Genomic DNA, 9383 nt, shown 5'->3' with positions numbered 1-9383 from the left:
CGGGGCGCGGGCCGCCGGCCCGCGAACCCGGAACGACCCGTCAGAAATATCGCAGCCACACGTAGACGTGGCAGATGGCGATCGACACCAGCATCATCGGGAAGCCGTAGAGCGTGTAGGTGACGAAGCGGAACGGCACGCCGTTGCGCTCGCCCAGCCCGGCGACGATCAGGTTCGCCGAGGCGCCGATCAGGGTGCCGTTGCCGCCGAGGCAGGCGCCCAGCGCCAGGCACCACCACAAGGGCTGGATCGCGTCGGCCCCGCCGAAGGCCGGCGCCATGCTCTTGATCAGCGGGATCATGGTGGCGACGAACGGGATGTTGTCGACGATCGCCGACAACACCGCCGAGGCCCACAGGATGGCGAACCCGGCCGTCGCCAGGTCGCCGCCGGTCGCCGCGACCAGGTCGTTGGCGAGCAGGGTCAGGAGACCGCCCACCTCGACGCCGTGCACCACGATGAACAGGCCGACGAAGAAGAAGATGGTGATCCACTCGACGTCGCCGAAGGTCTTGTGGACGTTCTCGGACTGGTGCTCGGCGACGTGCTGCCAGTTGTCGAGCAGCATCAGCAGGGCGGCGCCGCCGATCGCGATGGTGGCCGGCTCGAGATGCAGCGGGCGCGCCATCACGAAACCCAGGATGACGAGCCCCAGCACGGCGAGCGACTGCTTGAGCAGAACCGGATCCTCGATCGCCGTGCGGGCGCTCATCCCCATCACCAGGGCCTGCCGCTCGGGCGTCGATTTCAGCGCCCGCCCCCACAGGAGATGGATCATGCCGAGCTGCACGGCCATGACGACGAGGACGATCGGCGCGAGATGGATCAGGAAGGCGTTGAAGTCGAGCCCGGCGAGGGAGCCGATCAGGATGTTGGGCGGATCGCCGATCAGGGTCGCGGTGCCGCCGATGTTGGAGGCGAACACCTCGGCGAACAGGAACGGATAGGGCGGGACGTCGAGCTCGCGCACGATCGCGATCGTCACCGGCACCACCAGCAGCACGGTCGTCACGTTGTCGAGTGCGGCGGAGAGGATCGCGGTGGTGATCTGCAGCAGGATCAGGATCCCGGCCGGATCCGCCTTGGCGCGCTTGGCGGCCCAGATCGCCAGGAACTGGAACATGCCGGACCGACGCGAGATCGACACCAGGATCATCATCCCGGTCAGCAGCCCGATGGTGTTCCAGTCGACGCCCTTCAGCGCCTCGTGCTGATCGAGCACGCCGATCAGGATCATGGCGGCGGCGCCGAGCAGCGCGACGATCGCCCGGTTCAGCTTGTCCCAGATGATGACGGCGTAGGTGATCACCAGAACGGCGGTCGACACCGCCATGGGATCCAGCCCGAAATACACGCTCGGAACGAAACCGTGGTCCACTCGACCCTCCCCTGCCCGACGCTGGCATCGACGTGGCCACGCCGCGCGACCCGCGGGCAAGCTCGTGAACGGGGTGGGTCAAGTCAAGCGAACAACTCCTTATGCAGCTCTGCGGCGAAGGCATCCCGCCCCTGTCACGGCCGCCCGAGATACAGCTTCAGGCACGTGGGCGCCCGGCGCGGCACGGGGTGCGGGCGAGCCGGCGCCGAGACCGGCCGGCGTCCTGTGGCGCCAGGGCCACGCCGGGACGGACTTTTCGCCCGCCCGAACCGGTAAAGGCCTCGTAACCTCGGTGGTGCCATATTGCACGGGATTGTACGGACCGGTCCGCGGACCGGACCCGGGAGAGTTGCGTCCATGCGTTCGCGTCACATCGTTCCGATCGTGCTGTCCTGCGCCGTTCTGCTCGGCTGCGCGCACGTTCAGAACCTGCCGGCCAACATCCCGACCGCGACGCCGTTTCTCGACGCCCCCGAAAGTCGCGCCGAGCTGCCCGACGACGACGTGATGATCGGGCTCGCCTTTTCGGGCGGCGGCACGCGCGCCGCCGCGTTCTCGTTCGGCGTGCTGAAGGAGCTGGCCCGCACCGAGATGCCCTCCTCCGGACGCTCCCGAACGCTGCTCGACCGGGTCGACATCGTCACGGGCGTTTCGGGGGGCTCCGTCACGGCGGCCTATTTCGGCCTGCGGCGGCGGGCCGCGCTGGACGACTTCCGCGAGCGCTTCCTTGTGCAGGACGCCGAGGCTGCGCTCAACACCTCGGTCAGCTTCGGCAACATCGCCAAGGCGTTCGGAGGCGGCGTCAACGGCGACGAGCCGTTCCGGCGCTGGCTCGACGCGCACCTGTTCGACGGCGCGACCTTCGGGGCGCTGCTGACCCACCGCCGGCCCCAGGTTGTGATCAATGCGAGCGACCTGTTCAACCGCACGCCCTTTGTGTTCACGCCCTCGACCTTCGCGGCGCTGTGCAGCGACCTCGCGAGCTATCCGCTGTCGTCCGCCGTCGCCGCCTCGGCCGCCGTGCCGCTCGCCTTCGCGCCCGTGGTGCTGGAGACCTTCCCGGACAAATGCGACGCGCCCCTGCCCGCCTGGATGAAACGCGCCCGCGACGACCCGGAGGCGAGCCCGATGATGAAGGCGGTCGCCCGCGGCATGACGCGCTACCGCGACGGCTCGATGCGCTACGTCAAGCTGGTCGACGGCGGCGTCGTCGACAATTTCGGGCTGTCGAGCTTCACGGTGGCGCGCGAGGCATCCAACACCCCCTACGGCCCGCTCACCGCCGCGCATGCCGCCCGCATCCGGCGCATCCTGTTCATCGTCGTCGATTCGGAGCAGGTCACCGAGGGCACCTGGGCCCAGACGCTCGACGGCCCGACCGGTGTCGAGCTGATCGCCGCATCGACCAACGCCGCCCTCGCCTCCAGCGTGTGGTCGAGCTACAGCGCGTTCCAGCTCAGCCTGCAGCAGTGGCGCAGCCAGCTCGTCCGCTGGCGCTGCGGGCTGTCGATCGGCGAGGTGCAGCGGCTGCGCGGCACCACGGCCGGCTGGAACTGCCGCGATCTCGACGGCTTCATCGGCCGCGTCGCCTTCGACCAGTTCGATTCGGGGCGCAGCGCGTCCCTCAACGCCATCCCGACCCGCTTCCGCCTGCCGGTCGACCAGGTCGACGCCCTGATCGCCGCCGGCAGCGACGCGCTGGCCCAGCACCCGGCGTTTCGCGATTTTCTGCGCAGTCTGCGCGCCACGCCCCGCACCGTCGCGGCGGCAGAGCCGCCCGTCACCGCGCGGACTGTGGTGCCGGCCGAGCCGGTCGCGACGGGCGAGGCGCGGTAGCGACCTCGCCGATCGCCGGCGTTCTTATCGGTGTCGACGATTCGGCCGGGTTTCCGGTCGTCCCCCGCGCAGGCGGGACCCAGGAGAGACACGGCACGGAGATTCTGGACTCCCGCTTTCGCGGGAATGAGCGGACCGTGGGTTCAGGTCAGCGAAGAGCTTTCAGTGCGCCTCGTCCCAGTTGTCGGCGGCGCGGGCGTCGACGTGGAGCGGTACGGAGAGTGCCACGGCCGGCAGGGCGGCCTCCTCCATCACGCGCTTCACCACGGGGAGCGTCGCATCCACCTCGGACTCCGGCACCTCGAACACCAGCTCGTCGTGCACCTGCAGCAGCATTCCGGCCGAGAGCTTCGCCGCGGCGAGCGCCGGCTCCATGCGCACCATGGCGCGGCGGATAATGTCGGCGGCCGTGCCCTGCAGACGGGCGTTGATGGCGGCGCGCTCGTTGAAGGCGCGTAGCGAGGGATTCGACGAGCCGATATCCGGATAGTGGCACTTTCGGCCGAACAGCGTGGTGACGTAGCCGTGCGTGCGACAGAAGAGCTTCGTGGCTTCCATGTAGTCGCGGATGCCCGGGAACTTCTCGAAATAGCGCTTGATGTAGGCGCCCGCCTCCTCGCGCGGGATGCCGAGCTGATTGGCGAGGCCGAAGGCCGAGATGCCGTAGATGATGCCGAAATTGATCGCCTTGGCGCGCCGGCGCACATCCGACGGCATGCCGGCGACCGGGACCCCGAACATCTCGGACGCGGTCAGGGCGTGGATGTCGATGCCCTCGCTGAACGCGGTCTTCAGCGCCGGGATGTCGGCGATTTCGGCGAGCAGCCGCAGCTCGATCTGGGAATAGTCGGCCGACACCAGCCGGGTGCCGGGCTGCGCCACGAAGGCGCGGCGGATCTTTCGGCCCTCCTCGGTGCGCACCGGGATGTTCTGCAGGTTGGGATCGGCCGACGACAGCCGCCCCGTCGTCGTGGCGGCGAGCGCGAAGGTGGTGTGGACGCGCCGCGTCTCCTGATTGACGAAGGTCGGCAGCAGATCCGTGTAGGTCGACTTCAGCTTGGTGAGCTGCCGCCACTCGAGCAGCTTGACGGGCAGCTCGTAGCCCTGCTCGGCGAGTTCGTCGAGCACGTTGGCCGACGTCGACCAGGCCCCCGTCTTGGTCTTCTTTCCTCCCTGGAGGCCGAGCTTCCCGAACAGAATGTCGCCGATCTGCTTCGGGCTGCCGAGATTGAACGGCTCGCCCGCGAGCGTTTGGACCTCCGCCTCCAGCGCCGCCGCCTTCTGGGCCAGCTCGCCCGAGAGGCGTGACAGCATCTCGCGGTCGATGGCGATGCCGCGCCGCTCCATGCGCATCAGCACCGGCGCGAGCGGCCGCTCCAGCGTCTCGTAGACCGTCGTCATGTGCTCGGCGACCAGCCGGGCCCGGAGCAGCCGCCACAGCCGCAGCGCGACGTCGGCCTGCTCGCCGCAATACGGGCAGGCGCGAGAAATCTCGACCTGCTCGAACGGCACCTGCGTCTTGCCCTTGCCGGCGACGTCGACCAGCGCCATCGCCTCGTGACCGAAATGCCGGTGCGCCAGATCGGCCAGCCCGTGCGGCGCGATGCCGGCGTCGAGCACGTAGGACATCAGCTGCACGTCGTCGATCGACACCGCCGCGATGCCGTGCCGCGCCAGCGCGTGCAGGTCGGACTTGAGGTCGTAGCCGACCTTCAGGACTCCCGGGCTCTCCAGCATGGGCTTCAACAGCGCCAGCGCATCCGCCAGCCGAACCTGATCGGGGACCAGTCCCCCGCCGGCCAGGAGGTCGTCGCCGAGCCGGTGCCCGAGCGGCACATAGGCGGCGCGACCCGGCGCGAGAGCGAGCGAGAGACCGACCAGATCGGCCTGCATCGGGTCGTGCGAGCTGGTGACGAGATCGATGGCGACGAGGCCCTGGTCGACCGCGGCGAGCACCCAGTCCCGCAGCACGGCGAGATCGTGGATGGTGCGGTAGCCGGCGCGGTCGAGCTTTTGGGTCGCCAGCTCCGCCCTGCGGGCGGCGACGAGCTGGTCGGGCGTGACGACGACGTCGCCGCCACCGTTCGTCCGGGCGGCCGGCTTCGGCCGCGTGTCGCCGAGATCGAAGCCGAGCTGCCCGGAGGCGCCGGCGCGGCGCGCTGCCGGCACCTCGGCTGCGGGCTCGGTCGAAGTTTCGCCCGTCGCACCTCCGGCGGTCGGCGCGGCCCGCAGCGCCGGATCGGCCTCGACGTCGTTCGGATCGATCGCCAGCGCCTCGGCGACGCGCCGCGTCAAGGTGGAGAACTCCATCGCCTTGAGGAAGGCGATCAGCTTCCTCGTGTCGCGCCCGTCGAGCAGGACGTCGTCGAGCGGGCAGACGAGATCGACATGGTCGTCGAGCAGCACGAGCTTTCGCGAGAGACGCGCCGTCGCGGCGTTGTCGAGGAGCGCCTGCCGGCGCTTCTCCTGCTTGATCTCGCCGGCGCGTGACAGCAGCGTCTCGAGGTCGCCGTACTCGCCGATGAGCTGGGACGCGGTCTTCACGCCGATGCCGGGCACGCCCGGCACGTTGTCGGTCGGATCGCCGATCAGCGCCTGCACGTCCGGCACTTTCTCGGGCGGCACGCCGAACTTGGCGATCACCTCGTCGCGGCCGATGCGGCGCTCGTTGCCGGGCATCGGGTCGTACATCAGCACGCCGTCGCGCACGAGCTGCATGAGATCCTTGTCGCCGGCCACGATGGTGACGTCGGCGCCCGCCTCGCGCGCCACCCGGGCATAGGTGGCGATGAGATCGTCGGCCTCGAAGCCCTCCTGCTCGATCGGGATCAGGCCGAAGGCCCGCACCGCGTCGCGCATCAGCGGAAACTGCGGGATCAGCTCGTCCGGCGGCTCCGGGCGGTGGCCCTTGTAGTCGGTGTAGATCTCGTTGCGGAAGCTCTTGCCGGAGTGGTCGAACACCACCGCCATGTGGGTCGGGTTGACGCCGTCGAGGCCTTCGCGCAGCAGCTTCCACATCATGTTGCAGAAGGTCAGCACGCCGCCGATCGGCAGGCCGTCGGAGCGGGTGAACGAGCGGCCCCGGCTCTGCGCCGCCTTGAACATGGCGAAATAGGCGCGGAACACGAAGGACGACCCGTCGATCAGAAAGACGTGGTCGCCCTTGCGGAGCGGACGGGCAAGCGGTTCGGACATCGGGGACTCGGAGGCTGCGGGAGCGAGATCAGGCCCCGAACTATACACTCCCGAAGCCCGATGCCAGCCGGATCGTCGGATCCGCAGCAGGATCCGTAGCCCGCACTGTGCGTAGCGAAATGCGGGAGCGGTGTCCCGGCTGTCGCTCGCGCTCCAGCCGGCTACACCCGCTTCGGCAAGGCCACCGTTATTCCGCCGGCTGCAGCCGCGCGCCGGCCGGCATCTTGCGGGCCGCGATATGGGCCCACTCCGGCCGGGTGAACAGGAAATCGAGGCGGGTGCCGCGCACCGCCCACCAGATCGCCAGCGCGCCGCCGATACCGGCCGCCGTGACGATCAGCGACATCGCCCCGACGCTCGGCACCAACCCGGTCTTGAGGAGAACGACACGGGTCGCCGCCATCGGCAGGAAGAAGGCGAGATAGACGACGATCGAATGCTCGCCGGCGAAGCGGATCGGCGTGAAGACACGGCTCTTCACCAGGAGCGTCGCCAGCACGATGACGGCGCCGGCGCCGGCGAAGCCGAGCGCGAGCGAGACGATCGGCCACTCGGAATAGCCGCCGAACACCAGCATGCCGTTGACCAGCGCCCACACGACGAGACCGCCGAGCGCCGCGAGCGGGCGGGCCGAGGCCGCCTCGGCCAGCGCGAAGACCCGCGGGGCGAGCAGGAAGCCGGTGTAGAAATAGACGAAGCGCGCCGCGAACTCGTCTGGCACGGTCCAGCCGGTGTGGATCGGGGCGGTCTCCAGCGCCGCGGCGACCAGCCACACGGCGAGCGGCGGAATGCGCATCTGCCGCGCCAGCTTGGTGACGACGAAGAAGATCGGCAGCAGATAGATGAACCACAGCGTGCCGAACGGCTCGATGAAGGCCAGCGCATACTGTCCCGGCACGCCGAGCCAGCCGTGCTCGGAGGCCAGCACGGGCGCCTTCACGACCAGCTGGATGGTCATCCACAGAAGATAGAAATAGGCGAAGTGCACGACCTTGCGGTCCGTGTAGGTGCGCCAGTCGCGGTCGATCACGCGCGCCAGGAACAGCCCGGAGATCAGGAAGAAGTCCGGCATCCGGAACGGCTTCGCGAAGGCGACGAAGCCGTGCATGAAGCCGTCCTGGCCGACCGCGAGCTCGACCCCGAAGGTCGAGTGCAGCAGCACCACCATGATGATGCAAAGGCCCTTGGCGGTGTCGACCCAGTCGACCCGGGCGGTATCGGCGGTCACGGGGGTTGCCATCGTCCGTCCTAGCCTGTTTCTGGCGTCCGCCGGGGCGGCCGGTGACGCGGAGCGTGGTTACGCCGTCGTTAAAAGGGCAAGAACCGGGTCCCCCCGCAAGGGTGGTCTGGAATTGCGGTTAATCCCCGCCCTGCCTGTTTCGGCCGGATTCGGCCGGCGTCGGGCGGTTTTGCGCCGGCCCGTCGCCGGTCGGCGGGCAGAAAAGCCGTGCACGGACCGCGCTGTCCAGACACAAGGACGTGGGCGCCAGGTTCTGCGTCGCGTGAAAACGGCCGGGAGTTCTTGGGCCGGGAGTTCTTGGACGGGCATGACGGTGACCCAGCGGTTCGACGTTCCTCTCCCGATCGACGAGGCCCTGCCGGCCTTGACGGATGCGCTCGCGCGCCGCGATGCCGCCGTGCTGGTCGCTCCGCCCGGCGCCGGCAAGACGACCCGGGTGCCGCTGGTGCTGGCCGAGGAGCCCTGGGCGAAGGGGCAGAAGATCCTCGTGCTCGAGCCGCGCCGGCTCGCCGCCCGCGCCGCCGCCGCCCGCATGGCCGCGACGCTGGGCGAAGCCGTCGGCGAGACGGTCGGCTACCGGGTGCGGTTCGGCTCGAAGATTTCCGGCAAGACCCGCATCGAAGTGGTCACCGAGGGCGTGTTCACCCGGATGATCCTGGACGATCCGATCCTGGATGGCGTCGCCGCGGTGCTGTTCGACGAGTTCCACGAGCGCTCGCTCGATGCCGATCTCGGCCTGGCGCTCGCCCGCGACGCCCAGCAGGGCCTTCGCGAGGATCTCAAGCTCTTGGTGATGTCGGCGACCATCGATGGGGCCCGCATCGCCAAGAGCCTGAGCGATGCCCCCGTCGTCGAGAGCCAGGGCCGCGCCTTTCCGGTCGAGACCCGGCACCTTCCGCGCGACACCGGACGGCACCTGGAGCCGCAGGTCACCGACGCGGTGCTGCGCGCGCTGCGGGCCGAGCCGGGCTCGATCCTGGTGTTCTTGCCCGGCGCCGGCGAGATCCGCCGCACCGAGACGCTCTTGGGGGAAAAGCTCGCCGACCCGGCCGTCGACGTGGTGCCGCTCTACGGCGCGCTCGACGCCGACGTTCAGGACCGCGCCGTGTCGCCGGCCCCGCCGGGACGCCGAAAGGTGGTTCTGGCGACCTCGATCGCCGAGACCTCGCTGACCATCGAGGGCGTGCGGGTCGTGGTCGATTCGGGCCTCGCCCGGGTGCCGCGCTACGAGCCGGACCTGGCGCTCACCCGGCTGGAGACCGTCCGGGTGTCTCGCGCCGCAGCCGACCAGCGGCGCGGGCGCGCCGGCCGCACCGAGCCGGGCGTCTGCTACCGGCTGTGGGAGGAGCGCGAGACCGCCTCGCTGGAGCCGTTCGCCCAGCCCGAGATCCTCGCCGCCGACCTCACCGGCTTCGTGCTCGACCTCGCCCATTGGGGGGTGAGCGATCCGCAGACGCTCCTGTTTCTCGATCCCCCGCCCGCCCCGGCGCTGGCCGAGGCCGGCGCGCTCCTGCGCGCGCTCGGCGCCCTCGATGCCGACGGCCGAATCACCGACCTGGGCCAGCGCCTGCGCGCCTTGCCGCTGACGCCGCGGCTCTCCCGCATGGTAGTGGCCGCGGCCGGGCTCGGGGCGGCGCCGCTCGCCGCCGACATCGCCGTGGTGCTGACCGAGCGCGGGCTCGGCGGCACCGACCCGGATCTGCGCCACCGTGTCGAGGGGCTGCGGCGCGACCG

The 9383-nt window shown here is 70.0% G+C and carries 5 protein-coding genes; 2 read left to right on the top strand and 3 right to left on the bottom strand.

The window, feature by feature from the left end; all coding sequences use genetic code 11:
* Positions 1-40: 40 nt before the first annotated feature.
* Positions 41-1378 carry an ArsB/NhaD family transporter gene (locus CH341_RS23960; RefSeq protein WP_210208587.1) on the bottom strand — a complete coding sequence of 446 codons (1338 nt, stop codon included), beginning with the start codon at positions 1376-1378 and terminating at the stop codon, positions 41-43.
* 357 nt (positions 1379-1735) lie between these two features.
* Here CH341_RS23960 and CH341_RS23955 point away from each other — a divergent pair, with 357 nt between their 5' ends.
* Positions 1736-3214 carry a patatin-like phospholipase family protein gene (locus tag CH341_RS23955; protein ID WP_111421501.1) on the top strand — a complete coding sequence of 493 codons (1479 nt, stop codon included), beginning with the start codon at positions 1736-1738 and terminating at the stop codon, positions 3212-3214.
* 162 nt (positions 3215-3376) lie between these two features.
* Here the strand turns inward: CH341_RS23955 and polA are convergent, their stop codons facing one another.
* Together polA and CH341_RS23945 are read right to left on the bottom strand one after the other, a co-directional pair.
* Positions 3377-6409 carry a DNA polymerase I gene (gene polA, locus CH341_RS23950; RefSeq protein WP_111421500.1) on the bottom strand — a complete coding sequence of 1011 codons (3033 nt, stop codon included), beginning with the start codon at positions 6407-6409 and terminating at the stop codon, positions 3377-3379.
* Positions 6410-6596: 187 nt separating this feature from the next.
* Positions 6597-7649 carry an acyltransferase family protein gene (locus CH341_RS23945; RefSeq protein WP_111421499.1) on the bottom strand — a complete coding sequence of 351 codons (1053 nt, stop codon included), beginning with the start codon at positions 7647-7649 and terminating at the stop codon, positions 6597-6599.
* Between the two features lie 307 nt (positions 7650-7956).
* Here CH341_RS23945 and hrpB point away from each other — a divergent pair.
* A partial coding sequence (hrpB, locus tag CH341_RS23940) for an ATP-dependent helicase HrpB (protein ID WP_111421498.1) occupies positions 7957-9383 on the top strand: 1427 nt, incomplete at its 3' end.

The sequence above is a fragment of the Rhodoplanes roseus genome (assembly GCF_003258865.1).
GTDB lineage: Bacteria > Pseudomonadota > Alphaproteobacteria > Rhizobiales > Xanthobacteraceae > Rhodoplanes > Rhodoplanes roseus.
This window is presented reverse-complemented; position numbering and strand designations above follow the sequence as displayed.

Excerpts from the sequence above, each read along its gene's own strand:
- CH341_RS23945 (WP_111421499.1), bottom strand. The coding sequence starts at position 7,649 with ATGGCAACCCCCGTGACCGCCGATACCGCCCGGGTCGACTGGGTCGAC.
- CH341_RS23955 (WP_111421501.1), top strand. The coding sequence starts at position 1,736 with ATGCGTTCGCGTCACATCGTTCCGATCGTGCTGTCCTGCGCCGTTCTG.
- polA (WP_111421500.1), bottom strand. The coding sequence starts at position 6,409 with ATGTCCGAACCGCTTGCCCGTCCGCTCCGCAAGGGCGACCACGTCTTT.